We start from the raw sequence: 20,789 nt of genomic DNA on the forward strand, positions 1-20,789 counted from the left end.
CTCAAACGTGCGCCGATCAGGCCACCCGGCGGCGGCGTGCGTACTCGGCCACTTCGGTCATGGGCGGGCGTTCCTCGCTGTCGACGTCGTGGGTGCGCGGTACGAAGCCGTGGTCGGCCCGGTCGAACTGGGTGAGCCGGGGCCGCACCAGGTGTCCGCGGGACAGCCGCACCTGTGCGGTCCGGTAGATCGCCGCGGCCATCCGGCCGAGTGCCCGTTCGTCCTGGTGCCGGTGTTTCCGGACGCCCACGTCGACCTGAGCGAGGGCGTCGAGGCCCACGGTGTGCAGGGCGTCCACGAGGAGGCCGAGTTCGACACCGTACCCGACGGGGAAGGGGAGCCGTTCCAGCAGGCTGCGGCGGGCCGCGTACTCGCCGCCGAGGGGCTGGACGAAGCCGGCGAGCTGCGGCCAGTGGAGGTTGAGCAGTGGCCGGGCCACCAGCTCGGTGACCCGTCCGCCGCGGCCGGGGGCGCCCGCGAGGGGGCGGTCGTACATGGCCTTGACGAAGTGGACGGACGGGTCGGTGAGGAGGGGGCCGACGATGCCGGTGACGAAGTCGGCCGAGAAGTCACGCAGGTCGGCGTCGACGAAGCAGACGATGTCGCCGCCGGTGACGAGGAGCGAGCGCCACAGGACCTCGCCCTTGCCGGGGAGGGCGGGTATGCGGGGCAGGATCGCGTCGCGGTGCACGACGCGCGCCCCGGCCGCGGCTGCCACCTCGGAGGTGCGGTCGGTGGACCCGGAGTCGATCACCACGAGTTCGTCGACGAGGGGGGCGGAGGCGGACATCAGGTCGCGGCGGATCACGGTGACGATCTCGCCGACGGTGGCCTCCTCGTTGAGCGCCGGCAGGACGACGCTGACGGTCGTGCCGCGCTTGGCCGCGAGCAGCCGGTCGAGCGGCCGGTCGGCCACGGACCAGGACCGCTGCTCCAGCCAGCGCTCCACCTCTTCCAGCACGTGATCTCCATCTCGCGTATCGGACGACCGTCTCAGGTGTCCGGGGGTTCGGTTACAGTCTTGAACAACGCGGATGACCGTCGCATGTCGGGTCCCCGCGAAAACAATCGAATACCGCTCATCCAGAGGGGCAGAGGGACACGGCCCGTTGAAGCCCCGGCAACCCTCCAGTCGGCACTCGCAACCACCATGCGCGGGGCCCCGGCTAGGGAAGGTGCCAAATCCGTCTCATGGCGAAGCGCGCCATGAGGAAGATGAGGAGAAAGGGCCTCGCCTCCATGGCTGTACAGACTGTCGCCACCGCCAAGAACGTCGACCTCGGGCCTGCTGCCGCCCTCTCCTGTCGCGAGTGCGGCGAGCGCTTCCCGCTCGGCCCGATCTTCGCCTGTGAGCTGTGTTTCGGGCCGCTGGAGATCGCCTACGACCTGCCGGTGGGTGACCCGGAAGCCCTGCGTAAGCGCATCGAGGCCGGTCCCGCCAACATCTGGCGGTACGCCCCTCTCCTGCCGGTGCCGGCCGACGTGGCGGACAAGCCGAACCTGAACCCGGGCTGGACCCAGCTGGTCCGCGCGGACAACCTGGCGCGCGAGCTGGGCGCGGAGCCGGGCAAGCTGTTCGTCAAGGACGACTCGGGCAATCCGACGCACTCGTTCAAGGACCGGGTCGTCGCCCAGGCGATCGAGGCCGCCCGCGCCTTCGGCTTCACCACGCTGTCCTGCTCCTCGACGGGCAACCTCGCGGGTGCCGTCGGCGCCGCCGCCGCGCGGGCCGGGTTCCGTTCGTGCGTGTTCATCCCGCACGACCTGGAGCAGGGCAAGGTCGTGATGGCCGCGGTCTACGGCGACGACCTGGTCGGTATCGAGGGCAACTACGACGACGTCAACCGCTTCTGCTCCGAGCTCATCGGCGACCCGCTGGGCGAGGGCTGGGGTTTCGTGAACGTCAACCTGCGGCCGTACTACGCGGAGGGTTCGAAGACCCTCGCGTACGAGATCTGCGAGCAGCTGGGGTGGGAGCTGCCCGACCAGCTGGTCATCCCGATCGCGTCCGGCTCGCAGCTGACCAAGATCGACAAGGGGCTGCAGGAGCTCGTCAGGCTGGGTCTGGTCGAGGACAAGCCGTACAAGATCTTCGGCGCGCAGGCGGAGGGCTGCTCCCCGGTGTCGGCGGCCTTCAAGGCGGGTCACGACGTCGTCCGGCCCCAGAAGCCGGACACGATCGCGAAGTCGCTCGCCATCGGCAACCCGGCGGACGGTCCGTACGTGCTGGACATCGCCCGCCGGACGGGTGGCGCGGTGGAGGACGTCGACGACGAGCGGGTCGTCGAGGCGATCAAGCTGCTGGCGCGTACGGAGGGCATCTTCGCCGAGACGGCGGGCGGTGTGACCGTGGGCGTGACGAAGAAGCTGTTCGAGGCGGGGGTGCTGGACCCGTCGCTGACCACGGTCGTGCTCAACACGGGTGACGGCCTGAAGACCCTCGACGCCGTCGCGCCGACCACCGGCCCGACCGCGACGATCCGCCCGAGCCTGGACGCGTTCCGCGACGCGGGCCTGGCCTGACCCGTACCGAGCCCGCACGAAAGGCAGCATCACGACATGAGCGTCAACGTCCGCATCCCCACGATCCTCCGTACGTACACCGGCGGGCAGGCCGAGGTGCCGGCGGAGGGGGCGACCCTCTCCGAGGTCATCGAGTCGCTGGAGAAGAACCACCCGGGCATCGCCGCCCGCGTCCTGGACGACCAGGGCAAGCTGCGCCGCTTCGTGAACGTGTACGTCAACGACGACGACGTGCGCTTCGAGGACGGTCTGGCGACGGCCACCCCGGACGGGGCGGGCGTGTCGATCATCCCGGCCGTCGCCGGCGGTTGCTGACCCACACCGCGTGACCGGTGTTGCCCCCTCCGCGAGAGAAGCGGAGGGGGCAATTCTGCATGGTTGAGCGCGGTAGAGTTGGGGAAGTCCCCGCCGCCGCCTGTGCCGCGCGCATATGAGAGATTGCGCGGCTGCGACAAGATGCAGTCAATGTGCCCCCGCGAATTGCGCCATTTTGAGCGCTTTGCCGGGCCCGACTTGCCCGGGATTCTGGCCTCTTCCGCCGCATTTTCCGTTCACGCGTGCTCGGATTTCTCGTCCGATTGACCTGTTGCAGACGGCAGTTGGGCAGATACATTCAGCGGCGGTCGACGCGTTCCGGCGCACGCTCCCTCCTGTCAAGGGGAGCGAGGTCTGACCCGGGTCCGCGAAGTGCGGTCCTGTGCAAGGGCCAGTAATAGGGGAGTTAGGCATGGCTCAGGGCACCGTCAAGTGGTTCAACGCGGAGAAGGGGTACGGCTTCATCGCGGTCGACGGTGGTGCGGATGTTTTCGTCCACTACAGCGCGATCCAGATGGACGGGTACCGCACCCTTGAAGAAGGTCAGCGGGTCGAGTTCGAGATCTCGCAGGGCCAGAAGGGTCCGCAGGCGGACATGGTCAAGCTCGCCGCCGGCTGAGAGCCGCGTCGCGATCGACCGACCAACGACTGTCGACATCGCTAGAGCCGAGGGGCTCGCGTTCCAGGGGACGCGGGCCCCTCGCGCGTGTCCGGGCACCTCGCCCGCTTCCGCACCCGGGCGGCGCTCCCGATCTGCGGGAGGCGCTTGCACTCGCAGGGGTCGAGTGCTAATCATTGGCGTTAGCACTCTGAAGGTGAGAGTGACAACGAAGGACCGGGTCGGTGAGGTCCGCAGGCCGGTGGGGCAAGGAACCACCTCAGGCCGGCAGACCGTCCGTCGCGGGCGCCAGCGCGGTCCGGAGCATCCACCCCAGTCCGGGAGGACCACTTCACATGGCCAAGATCATCGCGTTCGACGAGGAGGCACGGCGCGGCCTCGAGCGCGGCATGAACCAGCTCGCCGACGCCGTCAAGGTGACCCTGGGCCCCAAGGGTCGCAACGTCGTCCTCGAGAAGAAGTGGGGCGCCCCCACGATCACCAACGATGGTGTCTCCATCGCCAAGGAGATCGAGCTCGAGGACCCGTACGAGAAGATCGGCGCCGAGCTGGTCAAGGAAGTCGCCAAGAAGACGGACGACGTCGCCGGTGACGGTACGACCACCGCGACCGTCCTCGCCCAGGCGCTCGTCCGCGAGGGTCTGCGCAACGTCGCCGCCGGCGCCAACCCGATGGCCCTGAAGCGCGGCATCGAGACCGCCGTCGAGGCCGTCTCCGGTGCGCTGCTCGAGCAGGCGAAGGATGTCGAGACCAAGGAGCAGATCGCTTCCACGGCCTCCATCTCCGCCGCCGACACCCAGATCGGCGAGCTCATCGCCGAGGCCATGGACAAGGTCGGCAAGGAAGGCGTCATCACCGTCGAGGAGTCCCAGACCTTCGGTCTGGAGCTGGAGCTCACCGAGGGTATGCGCTTCGACAAGGGCTACATCTCGGCGTACTTCGCCACCGACATGGAGCGTATGGAGGCGTCGCTCGACGACCCGTACATCCTGATCGTCAACTCGAAGATCTCCTCGGTGAAGGACCTGCTCCCGCTGCTGGAGAAGGTCATGCAGTCGGGCAAGCCGCTGCTGATCATCGCCGAGGACGTCGAGGGCGAGGCCCTGTCGACCCTGGTCGTCAACAAGATCCGCGGCACGTTCAAGTCCGTCGCCGTCAAGGCCCCGGGCTTCGGCGACCGCCGCAAGGCCATGCTGAACGACATCGCCATCCTCACCGGTGGCCAGGTCATCTCCGAGGAGGTCGGCCTCAAGCTCGAGAACGCCGGCCTGGACCTGCTGGGCCGCGCCCGCAAGGTCGTCATCACCAAGGACGAGACCACGATCGTCGACGGTGCCGGTGACAGCGACCAGGTCGCCGGTCGCGTCAACCAGATCCGCGCCGAGATCGAGAACTCCGACTCGGACTACGACCGCGAGAAGCTCCAGGAGCGTCTGGCGAAGCTGGCCGGCGGCGTGGCCGTCATCAAGGCCGGTGCCGCCACCGAGGTCGAGCTCAAGGAGCGCAAGCACCGCATCGAGGACGCGGTGCGCAACGCCAAGGCCGCCGTCGAGGAGGGCATCGTCGCCGGTGGTGGCGTGGCCCTGCTCCAGGCGTCCAGCGTCTTCGAGAAGCTGGAGCTCGACGGCGACGAGGCCACCGGCGCCAACGCCGTCCGCCTCGCGCTGGAGGCCCCGCTCAAGCAGATCGCCGTCAACGGTGGTCTCGAGGGTGGCGTCATCGTCGAGAAGGTGCGCAACCTGCCCGTCGGCCACGGCCTGAACGCCGCGACCGGTGAGTACGTCGACATGATCGCCGAGGGCATCATCGACCCCGCCAAGGTGACCCGTTCCGCCCTGCAGAACGCGGCCTCCATCGCGGCGCTGTTCCTCACCACCGAGGCCGTCATCGCCGACAAGCCGGAGAAGGCCGCGGCCGGTGCTCCGGGCGGCATGCCGGGCGGTGACATGGACTTCTGATCCTGACGGATCGGACACGTCCTTTCGCTGACGAGGGCGGTACCCCACTCCCAGGGGGTGCCGCCCTCGGGCGTTTTCCCCACCACTCGTCACGCGGTCGGCGTGGTGACCCGGTCCAGCAGCGCGTCGATCCCGGCGGTCAGCTCGCCGTGGCCCCCCTGGCCGGCGAGGGCCGCCGCGCCCGCCCGCAGCCGGGGGAAGTCCTGGGCGGGCATGCGGTGCAGGCCCAGGCGGAACGCCGGGTCCGGCTCCTCCGGCGCGTCGACCATGGCGCGCAGCTCCACCAGCAGGTAGCCGAGCAGCCAGGCCGTGAAGGCGCGGTGCGCGGCCGTCGCGGTCGGCTCGTCGAGCCCGCCCTCGTGCAGCAGCCGCAGGATCCGCTCGTCGGCGCGCAGCACGGCGGCGGGGCGCCGGGCGAGGGGCACGCTCAGCATCCGGGTCGCCAGCAGCGGCACCACCTCGGGGTGGCGCAGCCCGACGGCGTAGGTGGCACGGGCGATGTGCCGGAGCCCGGCGCGCCAGGCGGGGCCGTCCTCCGGGGTGGGGCCGTCGTCCGGGGCGGGGTCCGGGTTCGCCCGCAGGTGCTCCTCCACCTCCTGGTACAGGGCCTCCACCATGCCGTCCAGCAGGGCGTCCTTGCCCGGCAGGTACCGGTACAGCGACATCGCCTCGACACCCAGCTCGGAGCCGAGGCGCCGCATGCTGAGGGCGGACAGCCCCTCCGCGTCGACCACACCGAGGGCGACCGCCAGCACCCGCTCCCGGGTCAGCCTCCCGTAGCGTCCCTTGTCGCTGGCGCGTCGCCCGGTCGTGTCCCCAGCAGGCACGGCACTCTCCGTTCCGTTCCGTCGAGTCGGCCCCCGGGACAGGTATGCCCGGGACGACGGGGCGCGGTGTCCTCCGTACGTGTACGTCGTAAACGGCCGCCGTATACGAGGTGCCTCCGCCTACTCCCTGGTAAGGTCTTGACGCTTGAACGGGCAAAGCCGACACTATACGCATACGGCGTAAACATACATCGAAGGGTCAGCCCGCATCTGGCACCTCGGTGAGCGGATGGCCCCCCTCCGGCGCACCTGGCCGTGCGCCTCCCCCCGCACCGCTTCCACGGAAACCCGGCACCGTCATGTATGGCTCACTCGCGTATACCGGCATCTCCTGGCCCCTCTATGCCCTCATCGGCGTCATCGCCGCCGTCGTCGGCAAGCTGCTGTACTGGTTCAGGGGCAAGTGATGGCCTCCACCGCCACCCTCACGCCGCAGGACCAGGCGGCGGCGCCCGGACCGCGCCCCCCGGCGAAGCGCCTGTCCGTCACCGCCCTGGTCCCGGCGCACAACGAGGAGGAGGGGCTCGGCGACACGCTGGAGTCCCTCCTCCACCAGACCGACCCCTTCGACGAGATCATCGTCGTCGACGACTGCTCCACCGACCGCACCGGGGACGTCGCCCGCTCCTACGGGGTCACCGTCGTCCGCCCCGAGCGCAACCGGGGCAGCAAGGCCAAGGCCCAGAACTACGGGCTGCCCCACGTCCGCACCGACCTCGTCCTGCCCGTGGACGCCGACACCCTCCTCGCCCCCGACTACGTCGAACTGGTCAAGGCGCCCTTCCAGGAGGAGAACGTGGCGATCGCCGCCGGCTGCGTCCAGACCCGGTTCGACGACACCGCGACCGAGCGCGGCCGGTGCATCGAGTACCTCTTCGGCTTCCACTTCCAGCGGCCGATCCAGAACGCCGCCAACAGCCCCGTCGTCTGCTCCGGTTGCTGCTCCGCCTTCCGCACCGACGAGCTGCGCCGCTTCGGCGGCTTCCCCGAGCGGACCATCGTCGAGGACATGGACTACACCTGGAGCAAGCAGATCGAAGGCCGCCGCGCGGTGTACGTCGGTGACGCCGTCGCCTGGGCGGCCGACCCCTCCGACCTCACCTACCTCCGCAAGCAGGTGTGGCGCTGGATGGCCGGCTTCTTCCAGAACGTCCGCATCCACAGCAAGGACATGGCCTTCCACAAGCCGCTGCTGCTGCTGTGGATCCTCATCGCCTGCTGGGACATCGTCACCGCACCGCTCTGGTACTTCATGCCCTTCTTCCTGATCTTCGTCCTCCACCAGGACGTCGGAACCACGATGATGTGGTGGCTGGGCTTCGAGATGGTGCTGATGTGGCTGCCGCTGATCTACGCGATAAGACGCCGACACCTGTCCTGGCTGCGCATCCTCCGCAACTTCCCGTTCGTGTACATGAACAAGGCAGTCAACGTCTTCTACGCCTGGAAGGCCCTCCTGGTCGAGCTGATCGGCGTCCCGCTGAAGCTCACGCAGGGCCTGGTCACCTACGAGAAGGGCCGCGCCTGAAGCGGCGGTCCGGCTCGCGGTCGTTTCAGTGTGCGTAGTCCTTGAGCTTCTCGGTGTCGAGGGTGATGCCGACGGGATCGGGGAGCGTGACGGTGTCGCCGTACTTGTAGGAGACGTGCTTCTGGTACGTCCCGTGTGAGGGTTCGCTGTACACCACGAGCGTGTCGGAATCACGGTCCACGAGGAGGTACACGGGGATGTCGGCCTCCGCGTATCCGATGCGCTTCTCGTTGTGGTCCCGGCGTTTCGCGTCGGAGTCGCGCAAGGTGACCTCGACCGTCAGCAGGACCCCATCCGGGTCCGCCCATTCGCCCACCTGTCCCACGAAGTGGTCGACGGGCACGAGTGCGCCATCGGCCTTGGCGTGACCCTGGCGGTAGGTATTGATCTTCAGCCCTTGCTCCGGGTACAGGGCCAAGTCGGGGCGCTGGTGCATGCACTGCCGGATCAGCCACATGATGATTGCCCCGTGGAGCTGGTCCGGCACGGGCTTGACCTCCAGCTTTCCGTTGATCAGTTCCAGCGTCACCGTTTCGGGAGCCCGACGGGACAGCTCTTCGAAGTCCTCGACTCCGATGGGGCCGTGCTTCACGTAGAGCCGCCCGTCGAGGAACTCCAGCTCCACGTTCTCCGGAGCATTGCGGGCCAGCTCCTCGAACTCCTCGACGGACATCTGCGGGCGCTGAGCGGTGCCAGGGGTCATGGTGGTGCCTCCTCCCCTACAGACTGCCCGGTTTCTCGTTCGGGTGGTCATGTGTGCATCCCTTCGGGCGGGCGGGTGTCCGCTCGCGGCGCGGTGCTTCAGTGGGCGAAGTCCTTGAGCTTCTCCGTGTCGAGCGTGATGCCGACCGGGTCGGGAAGCGTGACGGTGTCGCCGTACTTGTAGGAGACGTGCTTCTGGTACGTCCCGTGCGACGGTTCGCTGTGGACGGTCACGGTGTCGGAGCTGCGGTCGACCAGGAGGAACACGGGGATGCCCGTCTGGGCGTAGCCGATGCCTTTCTCCCTGCGGTCCCGGCTGTCGGTGTCGGAGTCGAACGACGTCACCTCCACGGTCATCAGGACGCCCGCCGCGTCCGCCCAGTCGCCGTGCCCCGCGAAGTACCCCACGGGTGCGAGCGCGCCATCGGGCCTGGCCCGTCCCTTCCGGTAGCTCTCGACCAGCAGACCCTGTTTCGGGTGGAGATCGAGCTCTGGCCGTTGCTGCATGCACTGCCGGATCAGCCACATGGTGATCTCTGCGTGGTCGCCGTCGGGCACGGGCTTGACCTTCAGCCTGCCGCCGATGAATTCGAGCGTGACGGTTTCCGGGGCGGCGCGGGCGAGTTCTTCGAAGTCCTCGACGGGCATCTGCGCGGGCTCGTCGCTGCCAGGGGTCATGCATGGCTCCTTTCGAGTCGGTGGGTCGCGGCGGCACGGGCCTGGGCGGCGCGGGCGCGGACCCGGTCGGGTGGCAGCGTCGTACGGGGCGGGGGTGGCGTCTCGCCCCGGCAGGCGGCGCACTCGCCGTCCAGGAGGGCCTCCGGGCGGGCCGGATCACCGCACGTCGTGCACTCCAGCACCCGGCGCGGCGGGCGGACCTGCCTGACCGGCTCGGGCGGGATCTTCGTCGTGAGCCGCGTACGGGCCAGGGCCATCGGGCGGTGCACCTGCGACGGCAGGCCCGCCGTCAGGGCGTGCAGGACGTGCCGCTCGTCGGCGCCGCGCTCGAACCACTCGGTGACCAGCGGCGCCAGCGCGGCGCACTCGGTGTCGGACAGCGCCATCATGGGCGCCTCGCGCCCCAGCGCGGCCAGCAGGATGAACGCGCGGGAACGCGTCCGTCGCGGTGGCCGGTCCTCGGGCACGTCCCCCCGCTGGAACGCCGCCCACCAGTCGTCGTCCCGCGCGGTCCGCGACCACCAGGTGCGTGTCACCCAGTGCTCGGTGCCGGACGCCGAGACCACCTGCTCCCGGCCCCGCCGCAGATGGCCGGCGCGGACGAGGTGGTTCAGGGCAGTGCGGACGGCGCACTGGCCGTACAGCGGCAGCACCTTCGCGAGCGTCTTGCACGAGATGTCCGCGCCGTCCGTCAACCTGTCGATGTACCCGGCGATACTCCGCTCGCGCGGCGGCAGATGCGCGAAGTCGCTGGCCGCAGGCGGCTTCTGGCCGGGAGCGGAACGCTTGCCGTATCCGGGCTTGGCGAGGGGGTGCGAGACAGCACTAAACTGGGCGTCAGCCATGGATCGAGCCTCGATCGATCTCGTTGGTGAGGCCCCCGCAGGTGTTCGCGCACCTAGCGGGGGCTGTTTCGTCTATCGGGACGCTAGAGCCTCATCACCGTACGTGGCAAATGCGATGCGCATAGTCATACTGGCGACAACTCGCCGGGTGGGTGGGCGGGTTGTCGACCAGACCCTTAAGTACCAATCCTTGTTAAGAGCGCTCGGCTCTCGGAGCTCACGTCCCGGGCCGAGCGCGTCGCGCCTATCGCTTGAGGTCCCTCATGAACGCGGACCAGGCAGCGGCCCGGAACACGAGCTTCGGGCCGGTGGGGTTCTTGGAGTCACGGACGGGGATGAGGTCCGGGTGCCCGTCTGCGACTTCGAGGCAGTTGCCGCCGCTTCCGTCGCTGTACGTGGACTTGCGCCACTCAATGATCTCGATCTTCATGGGCGTCATCCTCCGCCACTGCTTCGATCAGAGCCAGGGAATCGTTGGGTGGCAGTGCGCTGGCCACGAGCAGATCGTAGGACAGTTCGTAGTGTTTGACGGTGGCTGGGTCGTCATGCAGTTGTCCTGTGCCCGGGCCCTCGAAGTATGCGACCGGTGGTGCGTCCTTGAAGTCCATCAACTTCAGTGCGCCGCCCATGGAGGAGTGCGCGCCGGCCGCGAACGGCAGCACCTGCACGATCACTCGATGCGCGCGGCCCAACACGGCGACGTGTTGCAACGCCTCCGCCATGACCGCCGGGCCACCGACCCGGCGCCGTAGGACGGCCTCGTCGAGAACCGCCCACAACAGGGGCGTCGTTGGATCGTCCAGGATGTGCCCTCGTGCCAGGCGGGCCTCGACCAGGCCGTCGATGACGTCCTCCGTCGCGGTGGGCTGGTACGCGCGGAAGACCTCCCGCGCGTACCGCTCCGTCTGCAACACGCCCGGGATCAACAGCGGCGCGTACTCCTTGATCGTCGTCGCGACCGCTTCCGACTCCGCCGCTTCCGCGAAGTGATCGGGGTACCGCGACCTGTTCGCGGCCGCGCAGTTCCGCTGGAAGAACCCGTTCGTGCCCAGTATCTCGTCGATCTGTGCCGCGAAGTCCGGCTGCATCCGGCGCGTACCGGCCTCCAACTGGCCGATGAACGAGCCGCTCACGAAGAGTTTCAGGCCCAGCGCGTCCTGGCTGAGTCCGGCGTTTTCGCGGGCGTGGCGCAGTTCGGCGCCGAGCAGTGCCCTGGGTGAGGAAGACGGGTCGAGATCCTTCGGACCGGGCATGTGTCAACTCCCGTTAGCACAGATGGGGTTGTTGGGCCGCCTTTGTGTTCAGACTAGCCGCGAATCGACCACGCTGTGTACAGAACCCGAACACTCAGCGTGGAGGTGCCCGGTCATGGTGATGCGATCCGTGGAGCAAGTGGTGGACCAGCTGCGGGACGAGCTCGGCAGGGTGGGCGTGACCCTTCCGTCCCTGCGGGTCGATCCGGTCACCGCCGCGAGCGAGGTGCCGTATCCGCTGGTGGAGCTGGGGCGTTGCAACATGGACACCGCCATGCGGCTGGTCGCCGTGCTGCGCGAGGCGGGGCGATGAGCGGGCCCGAGTACCTGATTGACGGCCGGGACGGGCGGATCGGCGAAGTGATGGGCCGGGAGGGCGGCTATGTGCAGCTACGGCCGCTGGGAGGCGGCCGGGAGTGGGACTGTCCGCCCGAGGCGCTGACGCCCGTCCCGCCGGGCGACGTGCTGCGGGCACGCGTTCGAGAGTTGAACCAGCGGTGGCGTCTGCGGTGAACTCGTTCACGCTGCCCGACGGTCGATGAACGTCACTTCTTCGCGGTCGCCGCCCAGGGCGATGTTCAGCGTGGCGTCCAGGGCCTGGGCCAGGCGTCGAAGCAGGGGGAGGGTCGGTACCGTGTCGGCCCCTTCGATGCGCGAGATCTTCGCCTGGGTCAGCCCGGCGCGCTCGGCGACCTCGGACTGGGACAGTGCGAGTGCCTGGCGGCGGTCGTAGACGGCTTTGGCGAAGGCCATGGCCAACCGGATCTCGGCGTATTCGGACGCGGCTTCCTCGGACTCGACGTGTCCCTCGCTCACCGCCCTGTCTCGGCCGAGCTTCCAGCGTGTGTGATTCATCGTGCTCATCCCCTCTTGTCGCGGCTGTAGATCGTGTGGGCAGGCCCGTGATGCTCCGAGCACTCCTTGCGGGCGGTCACGGCTCGATCCACTTGGGCGTCCTCGCGCATGCGGGTTTTCCGGAAGACGGTCAGGAGCACGATGCGCTGACCGGGAGCGAACCAGTAGGTGATGCGGGTGTCCTCGCCGGTAACCCGGCGTACTCCTCCACCTTGCGGTACTGCTTGCCGGGTAGAAGTGCCAGCCACTCGTGCACCTCCGGCTCAAGCTCAATCGTGAGCAGCTCGTCCATGCTCCGGACCGTAGTATGTCGTCAACGACATACTACGGTTCTCGTGCAGTTGTTGCCCGTCCGAGTGACGCCGCTGCTTCTCATGCGACTCTCACCGGCTCCTCAACCCCCCATCACGCCGCGTCCATAGCTTTCGCGGCATGTTCTTCACCTACCTGCGGCGTGAGTTGCGCCGTCGACGGAGGGCGGCGCTGGTCGTCGCCTCGGGGCTGGGCCTCGGAATCGCGCTCGTCATCGTCGTCAGTTCGGTCACGGCCGGGATGGGCCGGGCTCAGGACCGGGTGCTGGAGTCGCTGTACGGGCTGGGGACCGACATGACGGTCACCAAGGCCGCGTCGCCGCCCGGCGAGGGCGAGACGGTGCGGCGGCCGAGGTTCGAGTTCGACGCGAAGGGCGACGGCGGCGGACAGAGTCAGGACGTCGTCATGGTGCAGGGGTTCGAGACGCTCCCCGCCTCGACCGTCGCGAAGGTCGGCGCCCAGGACGGGGTCGCCGATGCCGTCGGCGGGCTGAGCGCCCGGGTGATGAAGGTCGACGGGCGGTTCGGGCCCGGCGAGGCCCGGCCGGGGAAGCCCGTCCAGGGCGGCGGGGCGGACTTCGGGGTCGACTCGTACTCCGTGTACGGGACGGACGTCGCCCACCAGGAACTCGGGCCGCTGACCACGTCGAGGATCACGTCCGGGCGTACGTTCAGGGCGGCCGAGACGTCCGCCGCGGTGGCCGTCGTCGACAGCGCGTACGCCAAGGAGCAGGGGCTGGCGGTCGGCGGGAAGCTGACCGTCTCCGGCACCGCGTACACGGTCGTCGGTGTGGCGACCGCCGAGAGCGGGGACGCCGCCGCCGACGTCTACCTGCCGCTCGCCCGGGCGCAGGCCCTCGCCGACGCGAAGGACGAGGTCACGACCGTCTACGTCCGGGTGACCGACTCCCAGCGGATCGCCGGGGTCGAGGCGGCCATCGCCAGGAACGTGCCCGGCACCACCGTCACCACGTCCGCCGACCTCGCCGACACGGTCTCCGGGTCCCTGTCGACCGCGTCCGGGCTGGCGGCGGGGGTGGGCACGTGGCTGTCGGTCGTCGTGCTGGGCGCGGCGTTCGTCGTGTCGGGGCTGCTGACGTCGTCGGCCGTCGGCCGGCGGGTGCGGGAGTTCGGCACGCTCAAGGCGCTGGGGTGGAGGAGCGGGCGGGTCACCCGGCAGGTGGTCGGCGAGTCGCTGGTGCACGGGCTGATCGGCGGGGTGCTGGGGATCGGCGTGGGGCTGGCCGGGGCGTGGGCGGTCACGGCGTTCGGGCCGACGCTCACGGCCGAGCTGGGCGGCGCCCCCGGTGGCGGGGCCCGGCAGGTCGTCGGCGGGCCAGGCGGTGGTGGCGGGCCGGTGCGCGACGCCGCGTCCCGTGCCGTGGACGTGGCGCTCACCGCGCCCGTGTCCCTCATGACCATCGCGCTCGCCGTGGGCCTCGCCGTCGCGGGCGGTCTCGTCGCGGGCGGCTTCGGCGGCTGGCGGGCGTCGCGGCTGCGCCCTGCGGACGCGCTGCGCCGCGTCGCCTGACCGCCGATCCCCTTCACGTACGACTGGAGTTGACAGCACATGTACCAGCTCAGTGGCGTCACCAAGCGCTACCGGCGAGGCAAGGACACCGTCCGGGCCCTGGACGGGGTGGACCTGATCATCGAGGACGGCGGGCGACTGGTGATCCAGGGCCCGACCGGCGGCGGCAAGTCGACGCTGTTGCAGATGTTGGGCGGCCTGGACCGGCCCTCGGAAGGGCGTGTGCTGCTGGACGGCACCGACCTGGCCACGCTGCCGGAGGCGCGGCTCACGCGCGTGCGGGCGGAGAAGATCGGGTTCGTGTTCCAGGGGTTCAACCTGGTGCCGACGCTCACCGCGCAGGAGAACGTGGAGACGGCGCTCGCGCCGCTCGGGCTGCGGGCCGCCGAGCGGCGCGAGCGGGCGGCGGAGGCGCTGGTGTCGGTGGGGCTAGGCGAGCGGCGCGGGCACGTGCCGGGGGAGTTGTCGGGCGGTCAGCAGCAGCGGGTGGCGGTCGCGCGGGCGCTGGTGAAGCGGCCGGCAGTGCTGCTGGCGGACGAGCCGACCGGGAACCTGGACGAGTCGACGCGCGACGAGATCATGGACCTGCTGGAGGGGCTGTGGGAGGAGAACGGGCTGACGTTCGTGATGGTCACCCATGACACGGCGCTGGCGCGGCGCGCGCCCAGGATCGCGACGATCCGCCAGGGACGGGTGACGATCAAGGAGCGGGTGGTGGGCTGACCGGATCGGCCGTACGCCCCGGGCCGACCGGATCAACCGGGCGCCCGGGGCCGACGAGTTCGGCCTTGTCCCCCGTGCCCCCCTCACCCCCCTGGCCCCCCGGGCCGACCGCGTCGAGCAGTGGTTTGCCGATGCCGAAGAGGTACGTGGCGGCGAACCCGGCCGCGTACCCCGTCAGGAGCCCGCCCGCGTAGACGGCGACCGTGGTCAGGGACAGGCCCCGGTCGCCGGCCAGCAGGGGGAACAGCGCCCAGCCGGACGGGCCGATCGCCGTGGAGCCGACGGTGTGGCCGAGCATGGTGAACAGTCCGACGAACCCGCCGCCGAACGCGCCGCCCACGCACGCGGTGACGAACGGCCGGCCGAGCGGCAGGGACACCCCGTAGATGAGCGGTTCGCCCACGCCGAGGAGCCCGGCGGGCAGCGCGGACCTGATGGTGCGGCGCAGGTCGGTGCGGTGGCGGAGGCGTACGTAGACGGCGGCGGCCGCGCCGACCTGGCCCGCGCCGGCCATCGCGAGGATGGGCAGGAGCACGGTGTGGCCCTGCTGCTCGATGAGGGTGGTGTGGATGGGGATCAGGGCCTGGTGCAGCCCGAGCATCACGAGCGGCAGGAACAGCCCGCCCAGCACGAACCCGGCGACCGCCCCGGCGTGGGCGAGGAGCCAGTCGGCGGCCACGCCGATGGCGGTCGACACGGCTCCGGCGACGAACATCAGCCCGTACACGGTGACCAGGCCCGCCACCAGCACGGTGAGCGTGGGGGTGACCAGCACGTCCAGCGCCTCCGGCACGCGGCGGCGGCACCACTTCTCGACCAGGACGGCGAGCGCGGCGGCGGCCAGGGCGCCGAGGACGCCGCCCTGCCCGGGGGCGAGTTCCCGGCCGAAGGCCTCGACCTCGGCGACGCCCGCGAACACGATGATCGCGGCGACGGCCCCGCCGAGGACCGGCGTACCGCCGAACTCCTTGGCCGTGTTGATGCCGACGAACACGGCGATCAGCGCCATGAAGCCGGAGGCGATGGCGGCGAGCGCGGGGGTCAGGGCGGGCAGCCAGTGCAGGTTGAGGAGCAGGCCATTGATCCCGGCGATGATGCCGCAGCCGATGAGGGCGGGGATGAGCGGTACGAAGATGTTCGCGACGCGGCGCAGGAGGAGCTTGCCGGGGGTGGCGTTCCGGCTCTTCTGGGCGTCCTTGATCGCGGCGCCCCGGGCCTGGAGGAGCAGGGCTTCGAACTCGGGGGTGACGCGGGCGACGGTGCCGGGGCCGAGGACGATCTGGTAGGTCGCCCCGTCCTCGACGACGCCGAGGACGGCGGGGTGCGCGGCGAGCGCCTCGTCCTGGACGAGGGTGCGGTCGTTGAGGCCCAGGCGGAGGCGGGTCATGCAGTGGGCGACGGAGGTGACGTTCGCGGCGCCGCCGACGAGGGGGAGGAGGTCGCCGGCCAGTTCGCGGTGCGTGTCGAGCGGGGGCATGGCGCGGATGCTGCCAGGGGGCGGGCGTTCGCGGGCGGGTGCGCGCCGGTGGGCGCGCCGGGCCCCGCCTTATTGGTCGAGTGGGCTATTGGTCGAGTGCCGCGCGCAGGTGGCCGTCCGTCTTGGCGAGGAGCTGGGCCGCCGTGCCGGCGTCGACACCGGCGAGCAGGGTGAGGATCGCGGGCTTGACCTCGCCGTCGGTGGCGGTGAGGGCGGCTTCGATGTCGGGGTCGGAGGCGCCGGTGGCCAGGGCGACGATCCGGCGGGAACGGGCGCGGAGCTTCTCGTTGGAGGCGCGGACGTCGACCATGAGGTTCCCGTAGGTCTTGCCGAGCCGGATCATCGTGATGGTCGAGATCATGTTGAGGACGAGCTTCTGCGCGGTGCCGGCCTTGAGGCGGGTGGAGCCGGTGAGCAGCTCCGGGCCGACGACGACCTCGATGCCGTGTTCGGCTGCGGCGGCGAGGGCGCTGCCCGCGTTGCAGGACAGACCGATCGTCAGCGCCCCGCGCGTACGGGCGTGTTCGACGGCGCCGACGGCGTAGGGGGTGCGGCCGGAGGCGGAGACGCCGACGACGGTGTCCTCGGCGGTCAGGCCGAGGCGGTCCAGGTCGGCGGCGGCCAGCTCCGGGGAGTCCTCGGCGCCCTCGACGGCCTCCAGCAGGGCGGTGGGTCCGCCCGCGATGAGGCCGGTGACCTGTGCGGGGGCGGTGTTGAAGGTGGGCGGGCACTCGCTGGCGTCCAGGACGCCGAGCCGCCCGGCCGTGCCGGCGCCCGCGTAGACGAGCCGGCCGCCGCGCGCCATACGGGTGGCGGTCGCGTCGATGGCGGCGGCGATACGGGGCAGTTCGGCGGCGACGGCGGACGGGACCGACTGGTCCTCGGCGTTCATGAGGCGGGCGATCTCGGCGGTCGGGAGGCGGTCGATGTCCGCGAGCTCGGGGCGGAAGGCTTCCGTGGTGAGGGCGGACAGCTCGGAGGGCTTCATGCGGGCGTGCTCTTTCGGCCGGTCAGCGGGTGCGGGGTGAGTGGCGGTGCGCGAGGGCCTCGTACGACGCGGAGAGCGCGGGGGCGGCCGTTTCGTACGTGCGCTGCGTGACGCCGGTGAACAGGCAGTCGACGACGAGGAGCTGGCTGGTGCGGGAGGACATGGCGGCGGGGCGCAGTTCGCTCTCGCGGGCCGTGGAGGTGGTGAGTATGTGGTCGGCGTACTGGGAGACGGGGCCGTCGGGGCGGCCGGTGATGGCGACGGTGGTGGCGCCCCGGTCGAAGGCGACGCGGAGCGGTTCTATGACGTCGCCGGTGGAGCCGGAGTGGGTGATGGCGATGGCGACGTCGCCGGAGCGGAGCTGGACGGCGTTGGTGACGGCGAGGTGGGGGTCGCTGTGGGCGTGGGCGATCAGCCCGATGCGCAGCAGCTTCTGGGCGAGGTCCTGGGCGACGAGTCCGGAGGCGCCGACGCCGTAGATGTCGGTGCGGCGGGCGGAGGCCAGGGCGGTGACGGCGGCGCCGAGCTGGACGGTGTCGAGGCCGGCGGCGGTGTCGGCGAGGGTCTGCTGCTCGTCGTGGGCGAGTTTGGCGACGACGTCGGCTATCGGGTCGTCGACGGCGATGTCGGCGGTGACGGACGGCGCCCGGCCGGACTGCTGCTGGGCGGCGAGCCCGGCGAGGGCGAGGCGCAGGTCGCGGTAGCCGGGGTAGCCGAGGAGGCGGGCGGTGCGGACGACGGTCGCCTCGCTGGTGCCGGTGAGTTCGGCGAGGCCGGTGACCGTGAGAGCGGCGCAGCCGGCGGGGTCACCGGCGACGGCTTCGGCGACGCGCTGCATGGAGCGGGTCATGGACGGCGCGAGGGTGCGGACCTTGGCGGCGAGGGCGGCCGGTGCGGGGGCGGCGGGGGCGGCCACCCCGCCCGGTCTGCCCCGGCCGTCGCTGAAAATTTCCTTCACATCGTTGCTCACCTCTGAAAAATATTTCCAGCCCGGAGGGTCGTCAACCCCTCCGGACCTGGGGCGACAATGGCTCCATGGACGCCGTGGACCCCCTGGAGCAGGCCCTGCACGCCGCACGCGCCTTGGTGATCGCCGACCTCGTGGCGCGGAACGTCGCCGAGGCGGAGGTCGTCTCGCTCGTCGAGGACGCGGTGACGCACCGCCGATGGTGGGTCGAGCAGTGGCCGGAAGGCGTCGAGTACGTCGCCGGGCTCGTCGCCCAGGACGTCCAGGACGCGCTGCTGGAGCGGTACGGCCGGTGGCCGCTGTGCCCGGTGTGCGGCTCGGGCGACCCGCACGCGCTGGACGTCGAGCCGGAGCTGGGCCCGGACCCGCACTGGGTGTGCGGCAAGGCGGGCGTGGTCGTGGCGCGGGTCGGCGGCCTCACGTGACGGTCTACATCGACCCGCCGGACTGGCCGGGCCACGGCCGCATGTGGTCCCACATGGTCAGCGACACGTCCTACGACGAGCTCCACGCCTTCGCCGCCCGGATCGGCGCCCCGCCCCGCGCCTTCGACCGCGACCACTACGACGTCCCCTCCGAGCGGTACGCGGACGCGGTGGCGGCGGGCGCCGTGGAGGTGGGCTCCAAGGAACTCGTACGCCGGCTCACGCAGGCCGGTCTGCGGCGGCCGAAGCGGCGGGCGTCTCCCTGACCGCCGCCCCGGCGTCCGACCGGGTCACCACGCGGGACGCCGACGAGGTGTGCAGGCGCAGGGCCACGGCCGCCGCCGCGAGGCCCAGGACCGTCATCGCGGCGCCCGCCCAGGCGGTCGCCGGGTAGCCGAGGCCCGCGTCGATGACGGTGCCGCCGAGCCACGGGCCGCCGGTGTTGCCGAGGTTGAACGCGGCCGTCGTCGTGGCGCCCGCGAGGGTGGGGGCCGCACCGGCGACGTTGAACATGCGGGCGTTCAGCGCCGGGGCGGTGAAGAACGCCGAGACGCCGAGCAGGAACGCGAGGACGATCGTGACGACCGGGCTGGACGCGAACACCGCCAGCGCCACGAGGAACACCGTGGACGCGGTGATGCCGCTGAGCAGCACGCCGAACAGGTGGGCGTCGGCGACCCGGCCGCCGACGGTCGTACCGACGAGCGCGCCGATGCCGAACAGGGCCAGCACGGTCGGCACCCAGCCGGAGTCGAGGCCCGACACGTCGGTGAGGAGCGGCGCCAGGTAGGAGAACGTGCAGAACACGCCGCCCGCCGCGAGCGCGGTGACGACGACCGCGAGCCACACCTGCCGGTCGCGGTAGATCGTCAGCTCGCGCCGCAGCCGCGGCTTCTCGGCGGGCAGCGGGATGCGCGGGATGAGGGTCACCACGCCCACCAGGGCGATCGCCGAGGCGGCGCCGACCGCCCAGAACGCGGACCGCCAGCCCAGGTGCTCGCCCAGGAACGCGCCGGCCGGCACGCCCAGGACGTTCGCGATGGACAGGCCGCCGATCATCACGGCCATCGCACGGGCGCGGGAGCCGACCGGGACCATCGCGATCGCGACGGCCGCGCCCACCGCCCAGAACCCGGCGCACGCCAGGGCACTGACCACGCGGGACGCGAAGAGGATCCCGTACGAGGGCGCCAGCGCGCCCACGAGCTGCCCGACGCCGAACGTGCTGATCAGCGCGATGAGCGTGATCTTGCGCGGGAGTCGCAGCGTGGCGACCGCGAGGAGCGGCGCGCCGATCACCATGCCGACGGCGAACGCGGATATCAGCAGCCCCGCCTGCGGGATCGACACGTTCATGTCGTCGGCGATCGGCGGCAGCAGACCGGACAGCATGAACTCGCTCGTGCCGAGCGCGAAGACGGACAGGCCGAGGATGTAGACGGCCAGGGGCATACGGGTGCGTTCGGCGTTGGGCGGCATGCCAGGGGTCAACGCCTCCGTCAGGGCTTACATTCCCGACGATTCCAGCAGCTTCAGCTCCGTCGTCAGGTTCTGCCGGGCCTTCTCCTCCCAGGCGCGGGCGCCGTGCGGCGTACGGAAGAGGCACGGCAGCCCGAGCAGCTGCCGCAGCACCGCCGCGCGCCCCTCGCGGAACGCGTCGTCCGGCACGAACCCGTACTCCTCCCGTACGGCGGCGGCGTAGGCGGCGTACGCGTCGGGCGCGGCGGCCAGGACCGCGAGGTCCGCGTCGCACAGCACCTCGCCGTTGCGGTCGCCGTCCGCCGGGTCATGGGTGACGGTGAGCCGGACCAGCCGGGCGACCTCCGCCGTGGCCGCCTCGCCGAGACCCAGCTCGGGCAGGGCCCGCTCGGCGAGCCGTGCGCTGCGGTCCTCGTTGGTGGACCGGTCGGGCAGGTAGACCGCGTCGTGGAACCAGGCGGCGAGGCGTACGAGGTCGGCGTCGTCGGCGTGGTCCGCGAGCTCGTCGACCCGGTCGAGGACCGCGAGGAGGTGATCGGTGGTGTGGTACCGCCGCTGCGGTTCGGCCCAGCGGGCGAGGAGGTCGTCGGCGTAGCGGTCCGCGTGGGGCGCGCCCCGCACGGCCGCCGACCACCGGCGGCGGAGGTCGTCGTGGGCGGGGAGGGGCTCCATGGGTGCCATTGTGCCGCGCCACCGCCACGCACGGGCCCGCACCCGGCGACGTACCCGGGGCGGGGCCGTGCAGGGTCGCCCCCGCAGGGGTTGGCGGCGCAGGCGCGGCTCCC

At 71.0% G+C, this 20,789-nt stretch carries 25 protein-coding genes and 1 riboswitch; of the genes, 11 read left to right on the top strand and 14 right to left on the bottom strand.

Features of this window, described 5'->3' with window-relative positions; translation table 11 throughout:
• Window positions 1–16: 16 nt before the first annotated feature.
• Entirely contained in the window at window positions 17–961 is a 945-nt protein-coding gene (locus tag EIZ62_RS17900) for a glucosyl-3-phosphoglycerate synthase (protein WP_156693654.1), read from the bottom strand.
• 115 nt (window positions 962–1,076) lie between these two features.
• A riboswitch (SAM riboswitch) is annotated at window positions 1,077–1,222 on the top strand.
• Here EIZ62_RS17900 and thrC point away from each other — a divergent pair.
• The 4 genes from thrC to groL all read left to right on the top strand — a co-directional run bounded on the left by thrC (window position 1,216) and on the right by groL (window position 5,415).
• Window positions 1,216–2,523, top strand: coding sequence for a threonine synthase (gene thrC / locus EIZ62_RS17905; protein WP_156693655.1), 1,308 nt, complete (start codon window positions 1,216–1,218; stop codon window positions 2,521–2,523). It overlaps the preceding riboswitch by 7 nt.
• Window positions 2,524–2,559: 36 nt before the next feature.
• Window positions 2,560–2,838: a ubiquitin-like small modifier protein 1 gene (locus EIZ62_RS17910; protein ID WP_156693656.1), complete on the top strand. Its 279-nt coding sequence runs from the start codon at window positions 2,560–2,562 to the stop codon at window positions 2,836–2,838.
• Window positions 2,839–3,250: 412 nt separating this feature from the next.
• Complete coding sequence (locus EIZ62_RS17915; RefSeq protein ID WP_008743607.1) at window positions 3,251–3,457, top strand: cold-shock protein; 207 nt, start codon at window positions 3,251–3,253, stop codon at window positions 3,455–3,457.
• Window positions 3,458–3,792: 335 nt separating this feature from the next.
• Entirely contained in the window at window positions 3,793–5,415 is a 1,623-nt protein-coding gene (groL, locus tag EIZ62_RS17920) for a chaperonin GroEL (RefSeq protein WP_156693657.1), read from the top strand.
• 89 nt (window positions 5,416–5,504) lie between these two features.
• Here the strand turns inward: groL and EIZ62_RS17925 are convergent, their stop codons facing one another.
• Window positions 5,505–6,242: a TetR/AcrR family transcriptional regulator gene (locus EIZ62_RS17925; protein ID WP_156693658.1), complete on the bottom strand. Its 738-nt coding sequence runs from the start codon at window positions 6,240–6,242 to the stop codon at window positions 5,505–5,507.
• A 406-nt stretch (window positions 6,243–6,648) separates the two neighbouring features.
• On the opposite strand from EIZ62_RS17925, the gene EIZ62_RS17930 reads away from it, so the two are divergent.
• Window positions 6,649–7,770 carry a glycosyltransferase family 2 protein gene (locus tag EIZ62_RS17930; protein ID WP_156693659.1) on the top strand — a complete coding sequence of 374 codons (1,122 nt, stop codon included), beginning with the start codon at window positions 6,649–6,651 and terminating at the stop codon, window positions 7,768–7,770.
• 25 nt (window positions 7,771–7,795) lie between these two features.
• Here EIZ62_RS17930 and EIZ62_RS17935 read toward each other — a convergent pair whose 3' ends face one another.
• The 5 genes from EIZ62_RS17935 to EIZ62_RS17955 form a co-directional block, all read right to left on the bottom strand.
• Window positions 7,796–8,473, bottom strand: coding sequence for a Uma2 family endonuclease (locus tag EIZ62_RS17935; protein ID WP_156693660.1), 678 nt, complete (start codon window positions 8,471–8,473; stop codon window positions 7,796–7,798).
• 98 nt (window positions 8,474–8,571) lie between these two features.
• Window positions 8,572–9,150, bottom strand: coding sequence for a Uma2 family endonuclease (locus EIZ62_RS17940; protein ID WP_156693661.1), 579 nt, complete (start codon window positions 9,148–9,150; stop codon window positions 8,572–8,574).
• Window positions 9,147–9,995: a hypothetical protein gene (locus tag EIZ62_RS17945; protein ID WP_156693662.1), complete on the bottom strand. Its 849-nt coding sequence runs from the start codon at window positions 9,993–9,995 to the stop codon at window positions 9,147–9,149. Before EIZ62_RS17945 ends, EIZ62_RS17940 begins: the two co-directional genes overlap by 4 nt.
• A 244-nt stretch (window positions 9,996–10,239) precedes the next feature.
• Window positions 10,240–10,434 carry a DUF397 domain-containing protein gene (locus tag EIZ62_RS17950; RefSeq protein ID WP_156693663.1) on the bottom strand — a complete coding sequence of 65 codons (195 nt, stop codon included), beginning with the start codon at window positions 10,432–10,434 and terminating at the stop codon, window positions 10,240–10,242.
• The gene (locus EIZ62_RS17955) at window positions 10,406–11,248 is read right to left on the bottom strand and encodes a helix-turn-helix domain-containing protein (protein ID WP_156693664.1); all 843 of its coding nucleotides are present in this window, start codon (window positions 11,246–11,248) and stop codon (window positions 10,406–10,408) included. The genes EIZ62_RS17950 and EIZ62_RS17955 overlap by 29 nt, the downstream gene beginning before the upstream one ends.
• A 115-nt stretch (window positions 11,249–11,363) precedes the next feature.
• On the opposite strand from EIZ62_RS17955, the gene EIZ62_RS17960 reads away from it, so the two are divergent.
• Window positions 11,364–11,561 carry a hypothetical protein gene (locus tag EIZ62_RS17960; protein ID WP_244375767.1) on the top strand — a complete coding sequence of 66 codons (198 nt, stop codon included), beginning with the start codon at window positions 11,364–11,366 and terminating at the stop codon, window positions 11,559–11,561.
• The gene (locus tag EIZ62_RS17965; protein ID WP_156693665.1) at window positions 11,558–11,761 is read left to right on the top strand and encodes a hypothetical protein; all 204 of its coding nucleotides are present in this window, start codon (window positions 11,558–11,560) and stop codon (window positions 11,759–11,761) included. Before EIZ62_RS17960 ends, EIZ62_RS17965 begins: the two co-directional genes overlap by 4 nt.
• Window positions 11,762–11,767: 6 nt before the next feature.
• Here the strand turns inward: EIZ62_RS17965 and EIZ62_RS17970 are convergent, their stop codons facing one another.
• Both EIZ62_RS17970 and EIZ62_RS32845 read right to left on the bottom strand, forming a co-directional pair.
• A complete protein-coding gene (locus tag EIZ62_RS17970; protein ID WP_156696466.1) occupies window positions 11,768–12,103 on the bottom strand; it encodes a helix-turn-helix domain-containing protein in 336 nt (111 codons plus the stop codon).
• 130 nt (window positions 12,104–12,233) lie between these two features.
• Complete coding sequence (locus EIZ62_RS32845) at window positions 12,234–12,395, bottom strand: hypothetical protein (RefSeq protein WP_341873951.1); 162 nt, start codon at window positions 12,393–12,395, stop codon at window positions 12,234–12,236.
• A gap of 140 nt (window positions 12,396–12,535) precedes the next feature.
• Here EIZ62_RS32845 and EIZ62_RS17980 point away from each other — a divergent pair, with 140 nt between their 5' ends.
• Both EIZ62_RS17980 and EIZ62_RS17985 read left to right on the top strand, forming a co-directional pair.
• Complete coding sequence (locus EIZ62_RS17980) at window positions 12,536–13,945, top strand: ABC transporter permease (protein ID WP_156693666.1); 1,410 nt, start codon at window positions 12,536–12,538, stop codon at window positions 13,943–13,945.
• 39 nt (window positions 13,946–13,984) lie between these two features.
• On the top strand, window positions 13,985–14,668 hold the full coding sequence (locus EIZ62_RS17985; RefSeq protein WP_156693667.1) for an ABC transporter ATP-binding protein: 684 nt from the start codon (window positions 13,985–13,987) through the stop codon (window positions 14,666–14,668).
• Here the strand turns inward: EIZ62_RS17985 and EIZ62_RS17990 are convergent.
• The 3 genes from EIZ62_RS17990 to EIZ62_RS18000 all read right to left on the bottom strand — a co-directional run bounded on the left by EIZ62_RS17990 (window position 14,646) and on the right by EIZ62_RS18000 (window position 18,103).
• Window positions 14,646–16,145, bottom strand: coding sequence for a PTS transporter subunit EIIC (locus EIZ62_RS17990; protein ID WP_156693668.1), 1,500 nt, complete (start codon window positions 16,143–16,145; stop codon window positions 14,646–14,648). The genes EIZ62_RS17985 and EIZ62_RS17990 overlap by 23 nt on opposite strands.
• An 85-nt stretch (window positions 16,146–16,230) precedes the next feature.
• Window positions 16,231–17,133, bottom strand: coding sequence for an N-acetylmuramic acid 6-phosphate etherase (gene murQ / locus EIZ62_RS17995; RefSeq protein ID WP_156693669.1), 903 nt, complete (start codon window positions 17,131–17,133; stop codon window positions 16,231–16,233).
• A 22-nt stretch (window positions 17,134–17,155) separates the two neighbouring features.
• Entirely contained in the window at window positions 17,156–18,103 is a 948-nt protein-coding gene (locus tag EIZ62_RS18000) for a MurR/RpiR family transcriptional regulator (RefSeq protein WP_208827968.1), read from the bottom strand.
• A 65-nt stretch (window positions 18,104–18,168) separates the two neighbouring features.
• On the opposite strand from EIZ62_RS18000, the gene EIZ62_RS18005 reads away from it, so the two are divergent.
• Together EIZ62_RS18005 and EIZ62_RS18010 are read left to right on the top strand one after the other, a co-directional pair.
• Window positions 18,169–18,525 (top strand): hypothetical protein, encoded by a 357-nt coding sequence (locus tag EIZ62_RS18005; RefSeq protein WP_156693670.1) that lies wholly within the window; start codon window positions 18,169–18,171, stop codon window positions 18,523–18,525.
• A complete protein-coding gene (locus EIZ62_RS18010) occupies window positions 18,522–18,791 on the top strand; it encodes a DUF4031 domain-containing protein (protein ID WP_156693671.1) in 270 nt (89 codons plus the stop codon). The genes EIZ62_RS18005 and EIZ62_RS18010 overlap by 4 nt, the downstream gene beginning before the upstream one ends.
• Here EIZ62_RS18010 and EIZ62_RS18015 read toward each other — a convergent pair.
• Together EIZ62_RS18015 and EIZ62_RS18020 are read right to left on the bottom strand one after the other, a co-directional pair.
• The gene (locus tag EIZ62_RS18015; RefSeq protein ID WP_156696468.1) at window positions 18,745–19,977 is read right to left on the bottom strand and encodes a Cmx/CmrA family chloramphenicol efflux MFS transporter; all 1,233 of its coding nucleotides are present in this window, start codon (window positions 19,975–19,977) and stop codon (window positions 18,745–18,747) included. The genes EIZ62_RS18010 and EIZ62_RS18015 overlap by 47 nt on opposite strands.
• A gap of 54 nt (window positions 19,978–20,031) precedes the next feature.
• Entirely contained in the window at window positions 20,032–20,685 is a 654-nt protein-coding gene (locus EIZ62_RS18020; protein ID WP_156693672.1) for an HD domain-containing protein, read from the bottom strand.
• Window positions 20,686–20,789: the final 104 nt, after the last annotated feature.

The organism is Streptomyces ficellus, assembly GCF_009739905.1.
Lineage (GTDB): Bacteria > Actinomycetota > Actinomycetes > Streptomycetales > Streptomycetaceae > Streptomyces > Streptomyces ficellus_A.

Coding starts and splice junctions, on each gene's coding strand:
- thrC (WP_156693655.1), top strand. CDS start 1,216: ATGAGGAGAAAGGGCCTCGCCTCCATGGCTGTACAGACTGTCGCCACC.
- EIZ62_RS17910 (WP_156693656.1), top strand. CDS start 2,560: ATGAGCGTCAACGTCCGCATCCCCACGATCCTCCGTACGTACACCGGC.
- EIZ62_RS17915 (WP_008743607.1), top strand. CDS start 3,251: ATGGCTCAGGGCACCGTCAAGTGGTTCAACGCGGAGAAGGGGTACGGC.
- groL (WP_156693657.1), top strand. CDS start 3,793: ATGGCCAAGATCATCGCGTTCGACGAGGAGGCACGGCGCGGCCTCGAG.
- EIZ62_RS17930 (WP_156693659.1), top strand. CDS start 6,649: ATGGCCTCCACCGCCACCCTCACGCCGCAGGACCAGGCGGCGGCGCCC.
- EIZ62_RS17935 (WP_156693660.1), bottom strand. CDS start 8,473: ATGACCCCTGGCACCGCTCAGCGCCCGCAGATGTCCGTCGAGGAGTTC.
- EIZ62_RS17940 (WP_156693661.1), bottom strand. CDS start 9,150: ATGACCCCTGGCAGCGACGAGCCCGCGCAGATGCCCGTCGAGGACTTC.
- EIZ62_RS17945 (WP_156693662.1), bottom strand. CDS start 9,995: ATGGCTGACGCCCAGTTTAGTGCTGTCTCGCACCCCCTCGCCAAGCCC.
- EIZ62_RS17950 (WP_156693663.1), bottom strand. CDS start 10,434: ATGACGCCCATGAAGATCGAGATCATTGAGTGGCGCAAGTCCACGTAC.
- EIZ62_RS17955 (WP_156693664.1), bottom strand. CDS start 11,248: ATGCCCGGTCCGAAGGATCTCGACCCGTCTTCCTCACCCAGGGCACTG.
- EIZ62_RS17960 (WP_244375767.1), top strand. CDS start 11,364: ATGGTGATGCGATCCGTGGAGCAAGTGGTGGACCAGCTGCGGGACGAG.
- EIZ62_RS17965 (WP_156693665.1), top strand. CDS start 11,558: ATGAGCGGGCCCGAGTACCTGATTGACGGCCGGGACGGGCGGATCGGC.
- EIZ62_RS17970 (WP_156696466.1), bottom strand. CDS start 12,103: ATGAATCACACACGCTGGAAGCTCGGCCGAGACAGGGCGGTGAGCGAG.
- EIZ62_RS32845 (WP_341873951.1), bottom strand. CDS start 12,395: ATGGACGAGCTGCTCACGATTGAGCTTGAGCCGGAGGTGCACGAGTGG.
- EIZ62_RS17980 (WP_156693666.1), top strand. CDS start 12,536: ATGTTCTTCACCTACCTGCGGCGTGAGTTGCGCCGTCGACGGAGGGCG.
- EIZ62_RS17985 (WP_156693667.1), top strand. CDS start 13,985: ATGTACCAGCTCAGTGGCGTCACCAAGCGCTACCGGCGAGGCAAGGAC.
- EIZ62_RS17990 (WP_156693668.1), bottom strand. CDS start 16,145: ATGCCCCCGCTCGACACGCACCGCGAACTGGCCGGCGACCTCCTCCCC.
- murQ (WP_156693669.1), bottom strand. CDS start 17,133: ATGAAGCCCTCCGAGCTGTCCGCCCTCACCACGGAAGCCTTCCGCCCC.
- EIZ62_RS18005 (WP_156693670.1), top strand. CDS start 18,169: ATGGACGCCGTGGACCCCCTGGAGCAGGCCCTGCACGCCGCACGCGCC.
- EIZ62_RS18015 (WP_156696468.1), bottom strand. CDS start 19,977: ATGCCCCTGGCCGTCTACATCCTCGGCCTGTCCGTCTTCGCGCTCGGC.
- EIZ62_RS18020 (WP_156693672.1), bottom strand. CDS start 20,685: ATGGCACCCATGGAGCCCCTCCCCGCCCACGACGACCTCCGCCGCCGG.